Raw genomic sequence first — 14857 nt, forward strand, 5'->3', positions numbered from 1 at the left:
CCGGGCTAACCCGAGTTCCGCAGCGCCGTCGCCAGACCGTTCATGGTGAGCTGGATACCGCGGCGCACCAGCGGGGTGTCCTCCCCCGCACGGAACCGGCGCAGCAGCTCCACCTGCAGCAGGTTGAGGGGCTCGAGGTACGGAAAACGGTTGTAGACCGAACGTTTCAGGGCTGCGTTGTCGTGCAACAGGTCGTCGGTGCCGGTGATCTCGGCGCACATGGCGATCGTGCGCTCGTGCTCGTCGACGATCATGCCGAACACCTTGTCGCGCAGTTGCTCGTCGGGAACCAGCTGTGCGTAGCGCTCGGCAAGACCCATGTCGGACTTGGCCAGCACCTGCGCCATGTTGGACATGACGGTGCGGAAGAACGGCCACTTCTCGTAGTAGCGCTGCAGGGCCTCGAGGCGGGTGGGATCGTCGCCGACCCACTCCTCGAACGCGGACCCGGTGCCGTACCAGCCCGGCAGCATCACGCGTGATTGCGTCCACGACAGCACCCACGGGATCGCTCGGAGATCCGAGATCTTCTCGGTCTGCTTGCGTGACGCCGGGCGGCTGCCGATGTTGAGGGCGCCGATCTCCGACAGCGGCGTCGACGTGGTGAAGTACTCGACGAATCCCGGTGTCTCGTGCACCAGACGGCTGTACGCCGCACGTGCCCTGGCCGCGATGTCGTCCATGATCTCGTAGGCCGACTCCGATTCGTCGCCGAGACCTTCGACGTCGAGCAACGACGACTCGATGGTCGCGGCCAGCAGCGTCTCCAGGTTGCGGCGGGCGGTCACCGGTTCGGCGTACTTGGCGGCGATGATCTCGCCCTGCTCGGTGATCCGCAACGATCCCTGGACCGCACCCGGCGGCTGGGCGAGGATGGCATCGTAGCTGGGACCTCCACCGCGACCGACGGTGCCACCGCGACCGTGGAAGAGCCGCAACCGGATTCCCGACCGAGACGCCGCCTCGACGAGGTCGAGTTCGGCGCGGTACAGCGCCCAGTTGGCGGCCATGTAACCGCCGTCCTTGTTGGAGTCGGAGTAGCCGAGCATGATCTCCTGCATGCCGTGCTGGGACTCCACGAGCGCCCGGTAGAACGGCACGTCGAGAACGGCGAGCAGCGTTGTGGCGCCCTGCTGCAGATCCTCGATCGTCTCGAACAGCGGTACGACGCGGACGGTCGAGCGCGGCGCGTTCTCCCCCGCCGCACCAGGATCGTAGAGACCGGCCTCCTTCAGCAGGATCAGGGCCTCGAGCATGTCACTCACCGAGGTGCACATGCTGATGATGTAGTTCGGCACCGCTTCCGGTCCGAACGTCGCGACCGCCTTCGCAGCAGCCCGCACGATCCCGAGTTCCTTGGTCGCCAGTTCGCTCAGTTCCGCGTCGGGACTGGTCAGCGGACGACGGCGTTGCAGCTCGGCGGACAGGATCTCGACGCGCTCCTCCTCCCCCAGCGAGGCGTAGTCGGCGTGCACGCCGGCCCACGCCAGGAGTTCGGCGACGACCTCCTCGTGCATGTCGGAGTTCTGCCGCAGGTCGAGTCCGGACAGATGGAAACCGAAGGTACGCACCGACTCCCGGAGCGACAAGAGGCGGTCGTCGGCGATGGTGGCGTCGTTGTTGACCCGCAGCGCGGCGTCGATGACGTCCAGGTCGGCGAGGAGTTCCGATGCGTCGTGATACGGCGACTTGCCGTCGACGAGGAAGAGGTCGCTCGATGAGAGGAAGTCGTCGTCGAACATGCCCCTCGCCGTCGCCGCCAGACGGGACCTGATGTGCCGCAGCGCGAGCCGGAACGGCTCGTCGACACCGGGGTCGTCGGCATCGGCGCCGGCGAGTGCCAGCAGCGGCTCGGTGCCGGTGATCAGTCGCGCCGACATACTCAGTTCCTGCGCGAGGTTCTCGAGTTCGGCGAGGTGGTGCCCGACCGCGGTCGCGGCGGCCAGCGTGGTGGCCAGGGTGACGACCTCGGCGGTGACGAACGGGTTGCCGTCCCGGTCGCCGCCGATCCAGGACCCCATGCGGATCATCGGCTCGTCGGCGAGACCCGCGTCCGGGTACGCCGACCGCAGCGCGGCTCGCACCGAGGTGTTGATCGCCGGCACCACCTCGAAGAACGAGGCGTCGTAGTAGCGCAGGCCCGAACGGATCTCGTCCTGGATGGTCAGCCGCTCGAGACGGATGAGAGCGGTCTGCCACAGCGTGAGGATCTGGCGCCGGATCGCCTCGGTGACCTCGGCGTCCTCGTCGGGGGTCAGTTCGGTGCGACCGCGGAAGCGCATGAGCTCGGTGATTCGGTTCTGCGCCTCGAACACCGTGCGACGCCGCGTCTCGGTCGGGTGGGCGGTGATGACCGGGACGACGTTGGCGTCGGCGAGTGCCTTGCCGACCTCCTCGTCGCCGAGTCCGGCGTCGGCGAGCTGACGGTAGGTGGCGGCCAGGCTGGACTTCTGCGGCGGGTCACCGGCCCGCACGTGGATGGCGCGGCGGCGTTCGCGGTGGATGTCCTCGGCCAGATTGGCCAGCAGCGCGAAATGGCTGAAGGCGCGGATGACGGGTACCGCGGTGGCGACGTCGAGGTCGACGAACATGTCGGCGAGCTCGTTGCGGTCGATCTCGTTGCGGCGCACGCCGAAAGCGGCGACCCGGGCGGACTCGACGAGATCGAAGACATCCGTGCCGGAATGCTCGGCGACGACCTCGCCGAGGATGCCGCCGAGCAGACGGATGTCCTCGCGTAATGGTTCGGTGAGTGCACGGCCCTCGTCGTCGACGACGATGTGGTCGACGATCGAGATGGACGGACGCGAGGCCGGGGCTCCCTTGGCGGGGGCGGTTTCACTCATGCCGTCAAGTATCCCGAGATCAGGGGAGTCCGGCATCCCGGGGAAAGCGACGGGCGACGCGTATCACGCGTCGCCCGAGGTCCAGAGCAGAAACCAGCTCAGGAAAGTTTGATGTCGACGCCCACGCCGACGATGAAGATCACCCAGATGAGGCCGACGAAGATGGTCAACCGGTCGAGGTTGCGTTCGACGACGCTCGAACCCGACAGGCTGGACTGGACACCGCCGCCGAACAGGGACGACAGACCGCCACCCTTGCCGCGGTGCAGCAGGACGAGCACGATCAGCAGAACGCTGGTCACGATCAATCCGATGTCGAGTGCACCTTGCACAGTCACGAGTCGAAACGCCCTTCCGTAAACACCTGGAGAAACAGCTGTGGCAGGTGGTGCCGACGCAAATCGACACCAACCTGCCACAGTGTACGCGTGGGTGTGACCCGTCAGGGCAAGGGGCCACCCGCGGCGATCGCCGACAGCGTCGCGAACTCGTCGGACTTCAACGACGCGCCGCCGACGAGAGCTCCGTCGACGTCGGTCTGGCCGACGATGTCGCCGACGTTCTTGGCGTTCACCGAACCGCCGTAGAGGATGCGGACCGAGGCCGCGGTCTCCGCGTCGGCGATCTCCGCGAGGGTCTCGCGGATGGCCTTGCAGACCTCCTGGGCGTCGGCGGCACTGGCCACGCGACCGGTGCCGATGGCCCAGACCGGCTCGTAGGCGATGACGGTCTTGGCGATCTCGGCGGCCGACAGGCCCGCCAGCGAACCCTTGAGCTGCGCCACGTTGTACGCGACGTGCTCGCCGGCCTCGCGGATCTCGAGACCCTCGCCGATGCAGACGATCGGGGTGAGTTCGTGCTTGAGCGCGGCCTTGGTCTTGGCCAGCACGATCTCGTCGGTCTCACCGTGCAGGGTGCGTCGCTCCGAGTGGCCGACGACGACGAAGGTACAGCCGAGCTTCGCGAGGAAGGCGCCGCTGATCTCCCCGGTGTAGGCACCCGAGTCGTGCTGCGACAGATCCTGCGCACCGTAGGTGAGCAGCAGCTTGTCGCCGTCGACGACGGTCTGCACGCTGCGGATGTCGGTGAACGGCGGGATCACCGTCACGTCGACCTTGTCGAAGTACTTCGCCGGCAGGGCGAAGGCGATCTTCTGAACCAACGCGATGGCCTCGAGGTGGTTCAGGTTCATCTTCCAGTTGCCCGCGATGAGCGGTTTACGAGTTGCCATGGCTCAGCTCTCCAGCACCTTCAGTCCGGGGAGTTCCTTGCCTTCGAGGTACTCCAGCGATGCGCCACCTCCGGTGGAGATGTGCGAGAAGTCCGAGTCGGGCAGACCCAGGGTCCGCACCGCGGCAGCCGAGTCGCCGCCACCGACCACGGTGAACGCACCGTTGCCGGTCGCACCGGCGATGGCCTCGGCGACACCGCGGGTGCCGGCCGAGAACTTCTCGAACTCGAAGACGCCGGACGGACCGTTCCAGAAGATCGTCTGGGCGCCCGAGAGGACCGCGGTGAATCGCTTCACCGACTCCGGTCCGATGTCGAGTCCCATCCAGCCGTCCGGGATGGCGTCGGCGGCGACGGTCTTCGCCTCCGCGTCGGCGGCGAACTTGTCGGCCACCACGACGTCGACCGGCAGGTGGATGACGTCGCCGAAGCGCTCGAGCAGGCTCTTGCAGACGTCGATCTGGTCTTCCTGCAGCAGCGAGGTGCCCACCGAATGGCCCTGTGCGGCCAGGAAGGTGAAGGCCATGCCGCCACCGATGACGAGCGTGTCGACCTTGGGAGCCAACGCCTCGATGACCCCGAGCTTGTCGGAGACCTTCGAGCCACCGAGGACGACCGCGTAGGGACGGGTCACCTCTTCGGTGAGCTTCGACAGGACGTCGACCTCGGCCGCCACCAGCTCTCCCGCGTAGTGCGGGAGCAGCTTGGCGACGTCGTAGACCGATGCCTGCTTGCGGTGGACCACTCCGAAGCCGTCCGAGACGAACGCGCCGTCCTCGCCGACGAGTTCGACGAGGGCCTTGGCCAGCTTCTCGCGCTCGGCGTCGTCCTTGGAGGTCTCCCGCGGATCGAAACGGATGTTCTCCAGGAGCAGGACGTCACCGTCGGTGAGACCCTCGGCGCGGGCGAGCGCGTCGGTGCCGACGACGTCACCGGCGAGCTGCACGTTGCGACCGAGTTCTTCGCCGAGCCGCGCCGCGACGGGCGCGAGCGAGAACTTCGGATCCGGCTCGCCCTTCGGCCGACCCAGGTGGGCGGTGATGATCACCTTGGCGCCGGCGTCGATCAGCGCGTTGAGGGTGGGCAGCGAGGCGAGGATGCGACCCGGGTCGGTGATCGTCGACCCGTCGAGCGGGACGTTGAAATCCGAACGGACCAGCACTCCGCGACCCGAAACACCCTCTTCCAGAAGGTTCTTCAGAGTGGGAACACCCATGAGGCGTTGACTCCTCTTTCGTTGTACGACGAGTGGACTAGAGAGACTTGCTGACGAGTCCGATGAGGTCGACGAGGCGGTTCGAGTAGCCCCACTCGTTGTCGTACCAGGACACGACCTTGGCCTGATCGTCGATGACCTTGGTCAGGCCGGCGTCGAACAGCGAGCTGTGCGGGTCGGTGACGATGTCGGAGGAGACGATCGGGGCGTCGTAGTACTTGAGGATGCCCTTGAGCGGACCCTCGGCGGCAGCCTTGAGCGCGGCGTTGATCTCCTCGGCGGTGGCCTGCTTGGCCAGCTGCGCGGTGAGGTCGGTGACCGAGCCGGTGGGGATCGGCACGCGCAGGGCGTAACCGTCGAGCTTGCCCTTCAGCTCCGGGAGGACCAGGCCGATGGCCTTGGCGGCACCGGTCGAGGTCGGCACGATGTTGATCGCGGCACCACGTGCGCGGCGCAGGTCCTTGTGCGGGCCGTCCTGCAGGTTCTGATCCTGGGTGTAGGCGTGGATCGTGGTCATGAGGCCCTTGACGATGCCGAACTCGTCGTTGAGGACCTTGGCCAGCGGGCCGAGGCAGTTCGTGGTGCACGAGGCGTTGGAGATGATGTTCTGGCTGCCGTCGTACTTGTCGTCGTTGACGCCCATGACGATGGTGATGTCCTCATCCGAGGCGGGGGCCGAGATGATGACCTTCTTGGCGCCGGCGTCCAGGTGGCCCTGGGCCTTGGCGCGTGCGGTGAAGATGCCGGTCGACTCGACGACGACGTCCACGCCCAGGTCGCCCCACGGGATGGCTGCGGGGCCTTCCTTGACCTCGAGCGCCTTGATCTTCTTGTCGCCCACCACGATGGTGTCGTCGCCTTCGAGGCTGACGTCTTCGGGCAGACGGCCGAGGATCGAGTCGAACTTCAGCAGGTGCGCGAGAGTCGCGTTGTCGGTGAGGTCGTTGACCGCGACGATCTCGATGTCAGTGGTGCCCAAAGCCTTTTGCGCTTCGACGGCACGGAAGAAGTTGCGGCCGATCCGGCCGAATCCGTTGACGCCTACCCGAACAGTCACAGTTGTGCTCCTTAGCGGTATTCATGGTCAGGCCTGTGGGTCAAGCCCTGCTGGCCGCGCCGTGAGCGGTCACCGATGGCACACAGGGGTGACCCCCGGTCCGCACACGTCGACTTCAGCCTAGTAGGCCGGGTTCGGTCCGGCACACCGCAGGTCCCTAGGCCTCGTCGAGCAGCTCTGAGGTGACCGCCGATTCGGTGTCCGGGATGCCGTCCTGGCGAGCTTTCTTGTCAGCCATCGACAACAGCCGGCGGATGCGTCCGGCGACGGCGTCCTTGGTCATCGGCGGGTCGGCGAGCTGGCCGAGCTCCTCCAGAGAGGCCTGCCGATGGGTGATGCGCAGCTGTCCGGCCGCGATGAGATGGTCGGGGACCTCGTCACCGAGGATCTCCAGGGCGCGTTCGACGCGGGCGGCCGCAGCCACTGCCGCGCGGGCCGAGCGCCGGAGGTTGGCGTCGTCGAAGTTGGCGAGGCGGTTCGCGGTCGCGCGCACCTCGCGGCGCATGCGGCGTTCCTCCCAGACCAGGCGGGTGTCGTGGGCGCCCATCCGGGTGAGCAGCGCGCCGATGGCCTCGCCGTCGCGGATGACGACGCGGTCGGCGCCGCGGACCTCGCGCGCCTTCGCGGTCACACCGAGGCGACGGGCGGCGCCGACGAGCGCCAACGCGGCCTCGGGTCCGGGGCAGCTGACCTCGAGCGCCGACGAGCGTCCTGGTTCGGTCAACGAACCGTGGGCGAGAAACGCACCGCGCCAAGCGGCTTCGGCGTCGGCGACGCTACCGCCGACCACCTGGGCCGGGAGGCCGCGCACCGGCCGGCCACGCAGATCGAGCAAGCCGGTCTGCCGGGCGAGTCCCTCGCCGTCCTTGGTGATGCGCACGATGTAGCGGGCCGACTTGCGCAGGCCGCCGCTTCGCAGGACGTGGACGTCGGAGCCGTAGCCGAACAGGTCGTGGATCTCGCGTCGTAGGCGCCGCGCGACATTGCCCATGTCGACCTCGGCCTCCACGACGACGCGGCCCGCCACGATGTGCAGGCCGCCGGCGAAACGCAGCAGGGCCGACACCTCGGCTCTCCGGCAACTCACCTGGGTCACCGTCAGGCGACTCAGCTCGTCTTTCACCGCTGCCGTCATCGCCACCGGTCCCTGTCCTCCTGTCAACTGCCCACACGTCCCTCGAGAAAACGCCGAATCATCGCCTGGGTCAGGCGTCGGCCCGGTCAGCGTAACGGTTCGATTCACCTTCGCACAGTTCGTTCACCACGGCGGCGACTTTCGCCGGGTCATGGACCTGGCGGCCGGGTACCGCGACATCGCCGACGTTCAGTTCGGCGCCGAAGAGTCCGGCCGCGCGCACGAGATGCTCGCGTTCGCGTCCGGCGGGCACCGACGACGCGTCGACCAGGACGTTGTCGACGCGGAAGGTGTCGGCGTGGGCGTGCAGGACGTGCAGATGCCGCTCCACCGAGAACCCCGGGGTCTCCCCCGGTTCGGGTGCGAGGTTGACCACCAGCACCTTGCGGGCGGCGGTGCGCTGCAACGCCTTGAGTTGCTCGGGCACCAGCACGTGCGGGATCACGCTGGAGAACCAGGAGCCGGGTCCGAGCATCACCAGATCGGCGGATTCGATTGCCCCGACGGCACTCTCGCAGGCGGGCGGTTCCTCGGGGATCAGCCGCACGCGACGCACCTTGCCGGGCGTCGTCGCCACCGCGACCTGTCCGCGGATCTCCCGGCTGATGCGCGGGTCCGCCTCGAGTCCCGACACGTCGGCCTCGATGTCGAGCGGGACGGTCGACATGGGCAGCACCTGCCCGACGATCCCGAACATCGACCGGAGTTCCTGCAGCGCGGCCACCGCGTCACCGAGGACCTCGGTGAGCCCCGCGAGCATCAGATTGCCGATGGGGTGTCCGGCGAGCGCGCCGCGACCGCCGAAGCGGTGCTGCAGCACCTCGGCCCACAGTTCGTGGCGTCGACGGGTGTCGGGGTCACCCGCGGTCTGGAAGTCCTCGAGCGCCTTGGGCGCGGACATCAACGCGGCCAGGGCCATTCGCAGGTCTCCCGGCGGGATGAGGCCGAGTTCGGCACGCAGGCGGCCCGACGATCCCCCGTCGTCGGCGACCGTCACCACCGCGGTGATGTCGGTACTCAGGTAACGCATCGCGGTCAGCGTCGCGTACAGGCCGTGGCCGCCACCCAGCGCGACGATCTTGGGGTCGACGATCTCCTGGGTCATTCGCGCCCCAGATCGCGGTGCATCACGCGCACGTCGTAGGTGGCCACGCCGGAGTCGTCGACGGCCTTGCGGAGACGCCGTGCGAGCTCCTCGGAGATGGCGACACTTCGATGTTTACCGCCGGTGCAGCCGACGCTGATCGTCATGTAGCGCTTACCTTCTCGCAGGTAGCCACGACCGACGATGGACACCAGGTCGGTGTACAGGTCGAGGAAGTCACCGGCGTCGGGCTGGCCGAGGACGTAGTCGCGGACCGGCGCCTCCTGCCCGTTGTGGTCGCGCAGCTCGTCGATCCAGTGGGGGTTGGGCAGGAACCGCACGTCGGCGACGAGATCGGAGTCGATGGGCAGTCCGTACTTGAAGCCGAAGGACTGCACCGCGATGCTCAGCCGCGGTTCGGTGTCTCCCGGCGACACACCCTCCACCACGGAGCGGAGCTTGGCCGCGGTCAGCGCCGAGGTCTCCACGACGAGGTCGGCGACGTTCTTGATCGGCGCCAGGATCGCGCGTTCCCGGGCGATGCCCTCGATGAGAGTTTCCTTGCCCTGCAACGGGTGTCGGCGACGCACCTGCTCGAAGCGACGGACCAGCGCCTCCTCGCTCGCGTCGAGGTACAGCAGCCGGGTACGAATCCCCGACTCCTCGAGGTTGTCCCGCAGCTGTTCGAGTTCGTGGGCGAGGTCGGGGCCGGATGCGCGCAACACCATCGCGAGACGGGTGATCGTCGGGTCGCTCTCCCGCACCATCCCGACCATCGTCGAGATCAGTGACGGCGGAACGTTGTCCGCGACGTACCAGCCGTCGTCCTCGAGCACGTTGGCCGCCGTGGAGCGGCCCGCGCCGGACATGCCGGTCACGAACAGGACGGTGAGTCCGTCCGGTACCCCGTCGTTCCGCACGCCTCCGGTCAACTGCTCGTCGTGTTCGGCCTCGGCCCGCTCACTCATCGACACCTCGTCCCGCGTCACCGGTCACCACCGTCATCTCCGCCTCGTTCACCGTCTCGGACACCACCGACTCCACCGACACCACCTCGGACTCCGGCCCCGCCTCCGCAACGGTGTCACCACCCAGTGCGCTCTGCACCGCACGCGCGGTGGTCAGACCGATCCCGGGCACCTGGGCGATCTCCTCCAAGGATGCCTCACGCAGGCGCGCGACCGACCCGAAGTGGGTCACCAGCGCGGTGCGTCGTGTCTTGCCGAGACCCGGGATGCCGTCGAGCGCCGACGCGGTCATCCGCTTGCTGCGCTTGCTGCGGTGGAAGGTGATGGCGAACCGGTGCGCCTCGTCGCGCACACGCTGCAGCAGGAACAGCGCCTGGCTGCTGCGCGGCAGGATCATCGGGTCGTCCTCACCGGGCACCCACACCTCCTCGAGGCGTTTGGCGAGTCCGATCACCGAGACGTCGGTGACACCGAGTTCGTCGAGAACCGCCGCCGCGGCATGCACCTGAGGCGCACCGCCGTCGACGACGAACAGATTGGGCGGGTACGCGAACTTCCGCGGCTGCGCAGAGGTCTGCGGTTCGGCGTCGACCTCCCCCGACTCGGGCGGCGGTGCGTCACGGTCGGCGCGATGCCGGAGGAAGCGGCGGCGGGTGACCTCCGCGATCGATGCGACGTCGTCGGAGTGGCCGTCGCCGGCGGCATGGCGGATCGCGTAGTGGCGGTAATCGGACTTGCGCGGCAGACCGTCCTCGAAGACGACGAGAGAAGCCACGACGTCGGTGCCCTGGACATGCGAGATGTCGACGCACTCGATGCGCAGCGGAGCCTGGTCGAGCATCAGGTTCTCCTGCAGCTCGGTGAGGGCGGCCGACCGGGTGGTGAGGTCACCGGCGCGCCGGAGCTTGTGCTGGGTGAGCGCCTCCCCCGCGTTCCGGGCGACGGTCTCGAACAGCGCCTTCTTGTCGCCGCGCTGCGGTACACGCAGGGTGACCCTGCTTCCCCGCAGTCCGCACAACCACTCCTCGAGTTCGGCTGCGTTGGCGGGCAATTCGGGGACCAGGACCTCGCGCGGGACCGACTCGCCGTGTGCACGGTCCTCGCCGACGTCGACGGTGGCGTCGAAATCGACCTGCGCACCGTAGAACTGGGTGATGAACTCGCCGATGACGTCGCCGTCGGTCCCGTTGTCACTGCGTTCGACGACCCACCCGCGCTGACCGCGGACGCGTCCGTCGCGCACGTGGAAGACCTGTACCGACACCTCGAGGTCGTCTCCGGCGATCGCGACGACGTCGGCGGTGGTGCCGTCGCCGAGAACCACGGCCTGCTTCTCCATGGCGCGTCGGAGGGCGCCGATGTCGTCGCGCAGGCGGGCCGCGCGTTCGAAATCGAGATCCTCGGCCGCAGCGGACATGTCACGTTCGAGCTTGCGGATCAGCAGGTCGGTGCGGCCGGCGAGGAAGTCGCAGAAGTCCTCGACGATCTCGCGGTGTTCCTCGGCGTCGACCCGGCCGATACAGGGCGCGGAGCACTTGTCGATGTAGCCGAGCAGACACGGCCGGTCGATCTGGCGGTGCCGCTTGAACACGCCCGCCGAGCAGGTGCGCGCCGGGAACACCCGCGTCAGCAGGTCGACGGTCTCGCGGATCGCCCACGCATGCGCGTACGGCCCGAAGTAGCGCACGCCACGGCGGCGGGGTCCGCGGTAGACGAACAGCCGCGGATACTCCTCGTTGAGGGTCACGGCGAGCATCGGGTAGCTCTTGTCGTCGCGATAGCGGACGTTGAACCGTGGATCGAATTCCTTGATCCAGTTGTATTCGAGCTGAAGTGCCTCGACCTCGGTGCCCACGACGGTCCACTCCACCGACGCCGCCGTCGTCACCATCTGACGGGTGCGCGGGTGCAGCGAGGCGATGTCGGCGAAGTACGACGTCAGACGCGACCGGAGGTTCTTGGCCTTGCCCACGTAGATGACACGACCGTGCTCGTCACGGAACTTGTACACCCCGGGATCGGTCGGGATGGTTCCGGGAGCAGGACGGTAGGTAGTCGGGTCGGCCACGTGTTCCAGGCTAGTTGGCGGGTCGGACGGTCCCGCGATAGCGCTCTTCGAGCTCGCGGAACCGGGCCATCGCCTCGACGGCCTGCGGACCGTCGTTCGCCTGCACAGCCAGCACGGTGATGTGTTCGTCGGACGGGAACAGCAGCCAGGCGCCGAAGCCTTTTTCCGGGTAGGTCAGTCCGAGTACCTGGTCCCAGGTGAAGAGTCGAGTGGGCACCAGGTTGCGCACCTCGACACCCTCGGCGCCCACCCGCAGCCGCGGACGGGTCAGCAGCAGGATGGCGCCGGTGAAGAGAACACCGATGAGGATGATCGCGACCTGGTCGGAGCTGCCGAGGTTGCGGACCCCGACGTCCTCGATCGTCAGCAGCAGCCCGAAGGTGATGTGGATGGCCATCACGATCACGGCCGCGACGATCGCCCAGCGGGGCAGCTTGCGCGGCCGATAGACCAGGTCCCATCGAGGGGAGGTCACGCCGATGCTCCTCCGACCGTGCTCGGCAGGGCCTCACCGCGTGCCAGCGCGCGTAGGGTCAGGGCCGACGCCAGTGCGGCGACGGTCGCCTGCGCGCCCTTGTCCTCGGTCGAACCGGGTAAGCCCGCGCGGGCGATGGCCTGCTCCTCGGTGAGCGTGGTCAGCACACCGTTGCCGACCGGGGTCGACTCGTCGAGCGAGACGCGGGTCAGACCCGCGGTCACCGCGTCGCACACGTAATCGAAATGCGGTGTCTCACCCTTGATCACGACGCCGAGCGCGACGACGGCGTCGTGGGTGCGGGCCAGCGCCTGCACGATGACCGGCAACTCGATGGCGCCCGCGACCTGCACGATGGTCGGCTCGGTGACACCGTTCTCGTGGGCCGCGCGGACCGCGCCGTCGAGCAGTGCGCCACAGATCTTCTCGTGCCACTGCGACGACACGATCGCCAGCCGGAGCTTGCCGGCATCGGCGAGTTCGAGGGTCGGTTCTCCGTGACCACTCATGCAGGGGCTCCTTCAGATGCGTCGTCGCCGGTATGTGCGTGATCGTCGAGACCCACGAGGTCGTGTCCCATCCGGTCGCGCTTGGTGCGAAGGTAGCAAAGGTTCTCGGCGTTGGCGCGCACCGGCATCGGCACCCGGTCGACGATGTGCAGGCCGTAACCGTCGAGACCGACGCGCTTGGCCGGGTTGTTGGTCAGCAGACGCATCGACGACACCCCGAGATCGACGAGGATCTGGGCGCCGAGACCGTAGTCGCGGGAGTCGGCGGGCAGACCCAGTTCCAGGTTTGCGTCGACGGTGTCGGCGCCGGCGTCCTGCAGCTGATAGGCCTGCAGCTTGTGCAGCAGGCCGATGCCGCGACCCTCATGGCCGCGCATGTACAGGATGATGCCGCGGCCTTCTTCGGCCACCATCTCCATCGCGGCGTCGAGCTGCGGACCGCAGTCGCAGCGCAGCGAGCCGAAGACGTCGCCGGTCAGGCACTCCGAGTGCACGCGGACGAGGACGTCGTGTCCGTCGTCGCTGGAGACGTCGCCCTTCACCAGGGCGACGTGCTCGACGTCGTCGTAGACGCTGGAGTAGCCGACTGCGCGGAAGTCGCCGTGACGGGTCGGAATCCGGGCATCGGCGACGCGAACGACATGCTTCTCGTGGCGACGACGCCACGCGATGAGGTCGGCGATCGAGATCATGGCGAGGTCGTGCTCGTCGGCGAAGACGCGCAGCTCGTCGGAGCGGGCCATCGAGCCCACGTCCTTCTGGCTGACGATCTCGCAGATGACGCCGGCCGGCGCGAGATCGGCGAGCCGGGCCAGGTCGACGGCGGCCTCGGTGTGGCCGGGACGACGCAGCACGCCGCCCTCCTTGGCGCGCAACGGGACGACGTGGCCGGGACGCGTGAAGTCACCGGCGGTGGCCTCCGGGTCGGCGAGCAGACGCATGGTGGTGGCGCGGTCCGAGGCGCTGATACCGGTGCCGATGCCCTCACGGGCGTCGACGGTCACGGTGTAGGCGGTGCCGTGCTTGTCCTGGTTCATCGAGTACATCGGGGGCAGACCGAGGCGGTCGCAGGCGTCGCCGTCGAGCGGGACGCACAGGTAGCCCGAGGTGTAGCGGACCATGAAGGCGACGAGCTCCGGGGTGGCCTTCTCGGCCGCGAAGATCAGGTCGCCCTCGTTCTCCCGGTCCTCGTCGTCGACCACGACGACCGCCTTGCCGGCGGCGATGTCGGCGATGGCCCGTTCGATCGAGTCGAGCCGGACTCGTTCGTCGGTGGTCGCGTCGTCACCATCACGCGGCGATTCGCTCATCAGAACCTCACTCGTTGTGCTCATTTCGCCCGCTGTCCTCATTTCGTCCCGGTGACATCAAGCGCAGGGACATGTTGGGTGTTTCCGAGGTGCAGACGTTCGACGTACTTCGCGATCACGTCGACCTCGAGGTTGACCACGGTGCCGGGCTTGGTGGCACCGAGGTTGGTCTCGTTGAGGGTGGTGGGGATCAGGGAGATCTCGAACCACGAGTCGTCACCCGATCCGCCGACGGACGAGACGGTCAGCGACACACCGTCGACGGTGATCGAACCCTTCTCGACGAGGTACCGGGTGAGCTTCGCCGGCACGCCGATGCGCACGACGGTCCAGTTCTCCGAGGGGCTCACGGACAGGACGCGACCGGTCCCGTCGACGTGGCCCTGCACGATGTGGCCGCCGAAACGCCCGTTCGCGGGCATGGCGCGTTCGAGATTGACGGTGCTGCCCGCGGCGAGGTCGGACAGGGAGCTGCGACGAAGCGTCTCGCCCATCACGTCGACGGTGAACTCGCCCGGTCGGAGGTCGACGACGGTCAGACACACGCCGTTGACCGCGATGGAGTCGCCGTGGCCGGCATCGGCGGTGACGATGGGTCCCCGCACGGTGAAGCGGGCTGCATCAGAGAGATCCTCGCGGTCGGCGATGACGCCGAGTTCCTCCACGATTCCGGTGAACACGCACTCCTCCTGCTCGCTCGGAGCAGACAGGGCGGCACTGTGTCGCCTGTTCTCTCGCATCCGGACTATGACCGTCGGCTTCGGATTCTCACCGAATCTGCTGTCCCTGTCTTCCGACAGGCGCTCGCGGGCTGGAAGGTGCATGTCCGTAGCACCCTCATCACCGCCGGTGGGGAATCTCACCCCGCCCCGAGAACTGGTGGTATCGACGCTAGCACGACGCGAGAACGGAGTCGCATTGGAATTTCGCTGAGCGAAACAGATCGCCGCCGGTGTGTC

The 14857-nt window shown here is 67.9% G+C and carries 13 protein-coding genes and 1 riboswitch; all 13 genes read right to left on the reverse strand.

Translation table 11 applies throughout. The features are described 5' to 3' along the window. Positions 1 to 5: 5 nt before the first annotated feature. The 13 genes from ppc to PWF70_RS13045 all read right to left on the reverse strand — a co-directional run bounded on the left by ppc (position 6) and on the right by PWF70_RS13045 (position 14578). Positions 6 to 2846 (reverse strand): phosphoenolpyruvate carboxylase, encoded by a 2841-nt coding sequence (gene ppc / locus PWF70_RS12985; RefSeq protein WP_283378097.1) that lies wholly within the window; start codon positions 2844 to 2846, stop codon positions 6 to 8. Positions 2847 to 2944: 98 nt separating this feature from the next. Further along, a complete protein-coding gene (gene secG / locus PWF70_RS12990) occupies positions 2945 to 3178 on the reverse strand; it encodes a preprotein translocase subunit SecG (protein WP_006357231.1) in 234 nt (77 codons plus the stop codon). 110 nt (positions 3179 to 3288) lie between these two features. After that, positions 3289 to 4077 (reverse strand): triose-phosphate isomerase, encoded by a 789-nt coding sequence (gene tpiA / locus PWF70_RS12995; RefSeq protein WP_005194872.1) that lies wholly within the window; start codon positions 4075 to 4077, stop codon positions 3289 to 3291. A gap of 3 nt (positions 4078 to 4080) precedes the next feature. Further along, a complete protein-coding gene (locus PWF70_RS13000) occupies positions 4081 to 5292 on the reverse strand; it encodes a phosphoglycerate kinase (protein ID WP_280089227.1) in 1212 nt (403 codons plus the stop codon). A 37-nt stretch (positions 5293 to 5329) separates the two neighbouring features. After that, positions 5330 to 6349 (reverse strand): type I glyceraldehyde-3-phosphate dehydrogenase, encoded by a 1020-nt coding sequence (gene gap / locus PWF70_RS13005; protein ID WP_006357228.1) that lies wholly within the window; start codon positions 6347 to 6349, stop codon positions 5330 to 5332. A 157-nt stretch (positions 6350 to 6506) separates the two neighbouring features. Further along, positions 6507 to 7484, reverse strand: a complete 978-nt coding sequence (whiA, locus tag PWF70_RS13010; protein WP_006357227.1) for a DNA-binding protein WhiA — start codon at positions 7482 to 7484, stop codon at positions 6507 to 6509. 70 nt (positions 7485 to 7554) lie between these two features. Continuing rightward, complete coding sequence (locus tag PWF70_RS13015; protein WP_006357226.1) at positions 7555 to 8589, reverse strand: gluconeogenesis factor YvcK family protein; 1035 nt, start codon at positions 8587 to 8589, stop codon at positions 7555 to 7557. Further along, positions 8586 to 9536: an RNase adapter RapZ gene (rapZ, locus tag PWF70_RS13020; protein WP_196222000.1), complete on the reverse strand. Its 951-nt coding sequence runs from the start codon at positions 9534 to 9536 to the stop codon at positions 8586 to 8588. Before rapZ ends, PWF70_RS13015 begins: the two co-directional genes overlap by 4 nt. Further along, positions 9529 to 11604 carry an excinuclease ABC subunit UvrC gene (gene uvrC / locus PWF70_RS13025; protein ID WP_035751514.1) on the reverse strand — a complete coding sequence of 692 codons (2076 nt, stop codon included), beginning with the start codon at positions 11602 to 11604 and terminating at the stop codon, positions 9529 to 9531. The genes rapZ and uvrC overlap by 8 nt, the downstream gene beginning before the upstream one ends. 10 nt (positions 11605 to 11614) lie before the next feature. Then, on the reverse strand, positions 11615 to 12079 hold the full coding sequence (locus PWF70_RS13030) for a PH domain-containing protein (RefSeq protein WP_006357223.1): 465 nt from the start codon (positions 12077 to 12079) through the stop codon (positions 11615 to 11617). Next, positions 12076 to 12588 carry a 6,7-dimethyl-8-ribityllumazine synthase gene (gene ribH / locus PWF70_RS13035; protein ID WP_006357222.1) on the reverse strand — a complete coding sequence of 171 codons (513 nt, stop codon included), beginning with the start codon at positions 12586 to 12588 and terminating at the stop codon, positions 12076 to 12078. The genes PWF70_RS13030 and ribH overlap by 4 nt, the downstream gene beginning before the upstream one ends. Beyond that, the gene (locus tag PWF70_RS13040; protein WP_035751694.1) at positions 12585 to 13898 is read right to left on the reverse strand and encodes a bifunctional 3,4-dihydroxy-2-butanone-4-phosphate synthase/GTP cyclohydrolase II; all 1314 of its coding nucleotides are present in this window, start codon (positions 13896 to 13898) and stop codon (positions 12585 to 12587) included. The genes ribH and PWF70_RS13040 overlap by 4 nt, the downstream gene beginning before the upstream one ends. A gap of 38 nt (positions 13899 to 13936) precedes the next feature. Beyond that, positions 13937 to 14578: a riboflavin synthase gene (locus PWF70_RS13045; protein WP_035751692.1), complete on the reverse strand. Its 642-nt coding sequence runs from the start codon at positions 14576 to 14578 to the stop codon at positions 13937 to 13939. A gap of 44 nt (positions 14579 to 14622) precedes the next feature. Further along, positions 14623 to 14779, reverse strand: a riboswitch (FMN riboswitch). Positions 14780 to 14857 lie beyond the last annotated feature (78 nt).

Source organism: Gordonia sp. Swx-4, from assembly GCF_030316175.1.
GTDB lineage: Bacteria > Actinomycetota > Actinomycetes > Mycobacteriales > Mycobacteriaceae > Gordonia > Gordonia alkanivorans.

What these genes read in the sequence shown, in the direction of transcription:
- whiA (WP_006357227.1), bottom strand. Translation starts at nt 7,484, where the DNA reads ATGACGGCAGCGGTGAAAGACGAGCTGAGTCGCCTGACGGTGACCCAG.
- PWF70_RS13000 (WP_280089227.1), bottom strand. Translation starts at nt 5,292, where the DNA reads ATGGGTGTTCCCACTCTGAAGAACCTTCTGGAAGAGGGTGTTTCGGGT.
- PWF70_RS13040 (WP_035751694.1), bottom strand. Translation starts at nt 13,898, where the DNA reads ATGAGCGAATCGCCGCGTGATGGTGACGACGCGACCACCGACGAACGA.
- tpiA (WP_005194872.1), bottom strand. Translation starts at nt 4,077, where the DNA reads ATGGCAACTCGTAAACCGCTCATCGCGGGCAACTGGAAGATGAACCTG.
- PWF70_RS13015 (WP_006357226.1), bottom strand. Translation starts at nt 8,589, where the DNA reads ATGACCCAGGAGATCGTCGACCCCAAGATCGTCGCGCTGGGTGGCGGC.
- ppc (WP_283378097.1), bottom strand. Translation starts at nt 2,846, where the DNA reads ATGAGTGAAACCGCCCCCGCCAAGGGAGCCCCGGCCTCGCGTCCGTCC.
- ribH (WP_006357222.1), bottom strand. Translation starts at nt 12,588, where the DNA reads ATGAGTGGTCACGGAGAACCGACCCTCGAACTCGCCGATGCCGGCAAG.
- rapZ (WP_196222000.1), bottom strand. Translation starts at nt 9,536, where the DNA reads ATGAGTGAGCGGGCCGAGGCCGAACACGACGAGCAGTTGACCGGAGGC.